The organism is Vibrio sp. OPT46, assembly GCF_015163535.1.
GTDB classification, from domain to species: Bacteria; Pseudomonadota; Gammaproteobacteria; order Enterobacterales; family Vibrionaceae; genus Vibrio; species Vibrio alginolyticus.
The window spans coordinates 23,517-25,882 of record NZ_JADDYG010000494.1 but is presented as its reverse complement, the minus strand read 5'-3'; the positions used below and the strand labels follow the sequence as shown (position 1 = coordinate 25,882).

Genomic DNA, 2,366 nt, shown 5'->3' with positions numbered 1-2,366 from the left:
CCGATGAATGTGTGTGTAAAGGTAACTTGAACTCTATCCTTACTTTACGCAATCGCTCTCAAGGTTAGCCTCGTTGCTGAGCCCACACCTTAAAGCTACTTGGATATAAGTATATGCACATAATGTTTACATTAAGAGTAACCCCGGTAAAACAGACAGATATTCGACAGGCAATGGCCTTATTGATAAAAATGCGCTGCTTTAAAGGCACTACTTCATAATTTAGTGAATAAAAATAAGTTATTTTTCAAACAATTTAACAGGAGTAGATTCTTCGTTATTTGATTGAATACACAAACAAACAGGTTTATACGTGATGCTTGTCACGGGGATTTATTAATTCACTTCACAATTAGTTCGCAAAGTAAAAAAATTGTCCCGTTATAGAATTTCGGAGTGCAAGATGTACATGGCTCAACCGGGCCATATTGATCATATCAAACAGGTCAATGCTGGTCGTGTATATAAACTAATTGACCTAAAAGGTCCTATTTCTCGAATTGATTTGTCCAAGCAGAGTGAGCTTGCTCCTGCTAGTATCACCAAAATCACTCGAGAATTAATTGAAGCGCACTTGATTCATGAAACGACAGTACAAGAAGCGACGAGTCGTGGTCGACCTGCTGTCGGTTTGCAGGTCAATAATGAAGGCTGGCAATTTTTGTCAATGCGTTTGGGGCGAGGTTATTTAACCATTGCTTTGCATGAGTTAGGCGGTGATGTACTGATCGATACTAAAATCGAGATACACGAGCTTGATCAAGACGATGTGCTTGAGCGCCTGCTTTACGAAATTGATGAATTCTTTCAGACTTACGCGGATCAACTTGATCGGGTTACCAGTATTGCCCTTACGCTGCCTGGTCTCGTGAACTCAGAGCAAGGTGTCGTTTTGCAGATGCCTCATTACAATGTCGAAAATCTTGCTCTTGGACCAGAGATATACAAAGCAACAGGCTTGCCAGTTTTCATTGCCAATGACACGCGAGCTTGGGCATTAGCAGAAAAGCTTTTTGGTCATTCTCAAGATAATGACAACTCCGTTCTTATCTCTATCCACCACGGTTTAGGTGCGGGCATCATTCTGGATGGGCGCGTTTTGCAAGGCCGTCACGGTAACATTGGTGAACTCGGGCATATTCAAATTGACCCAAATGGAAAACGTTGTCATTGCGGCAATATTGGCTGTTTGGAAACCGTTGCCAGTTCTCAAGCAATTCGTGAAGAAGTCGTAAGACGAATCGCTGATGGCGAAGACTCTATTCTTGCTAAACAAGAAGAAATGAGTATTGAGAGCATTTGTGAAGCCGCTGCAAACGGTGATCCTTTGGCCGTCGATGTGATTGAAAAACTTGGACGCTACTTAGGCTCTGCAATTGCTATTGTGATCAACTTATTTAACCCTGAGAAAATCTTGATCGGTGGTGTGATTAACCAAGCAAAAGATGTGCTTTATCCTGCGGTTCGTCGCTGTATCGAAGAGCAGAGTTTACCTGTTTATCACCAAGATCTTGAGCTGGTGGAGTCTCGTTTCTATAAGCAAGCCACAATGCCTGGTGCCGCGTTGATTAAGCAAGCGTTGTACGATGGTCAACTATTGATGAAGGTTGTGGAAGGTTAAGTACTTTTTAACATGATGATGTGCCTGGCTGTTGAGACTGCATTTGTAGGTGATTTAGGGTGAGACTTAACGGCTCACCCTTTTTGATCGCCTATTACTAGAAAGGGAATTTGAGTTATGTTGCATTGCTATATCTGCGCCATTCATGTAATTTCCTAAAAAGCTCAAGTAAATAAACAAAATGGCTTTCAATGTGCTGCGTGACTTTGCGTCTGATGCAAAGAGAAGTAATACGCTAAAACTGTTGTACTTTAAAGCTGTGCTCGAAAAGCCAAATATTTTAAGGTTATTTGGTTATATAACCTTGCTGTGTCTGTACTGATTTCGAGTAAAATAAGAATTATCCATAATTTAGGTAGTAGTATGTCCGGAGTGTTAAATACGGTTGACCAGCGTACAAACTTGGTTGGTGAAAATCGACTAGAGCTTCTGCTGTTCACTTTAAATAGTCGCCAATTATTTGCGATTAATGTGTTCAAAGTGAAAGAAGTCATCAAGCTTCCACCGTTAACCAAGCTCCCTGGATCGCACTACAATATTCGTGGGGTTGCTTCTCTACGAGGTGAAGCGGTACCAGTGATTGATTTACGAGGCGCAATTGGTTTTCCTGCTTTGCGTGGCGAAGCGGAAGAAGAAAATTTGATCGTGACAGAGTACAACCGCACGGTGCAGGGCTTCTTAGTCGGTCCGGTTAAAAACATTATTAATACGGCATGGACTGAAATTCAGCCGCCTCCTTCCACGT

2 protein-coding genes are annotated in these 2,366 nt (G+C 41.9%); both read left to right on the top strand.

What is annotated here, in order from left to right; translation table 11 throughout:
* The first annotated feature begins 403 nt into the window (after window positions 1-403).
* On the top strand, window positions 404-1,621 hold the full coding sequence (locus IQR33_RS20855) for an ROK family protein (RefSeq protein WP_005385828.1): 1,218 nt from the start codon (window positions 404-406) through the stop codon (window positions 1,619-1,621).
* 363 nt (window positions 1,622-1,984) lie between these two features.
* A partial coding sequence (locus tag IQR33_RS33855) for a chemotaxis protein CheW (RefSeq protein ID WP_228014046.1) occupies window positions 1,985-2,366 on the top strand: 382 nt, incomplete at its 3' end.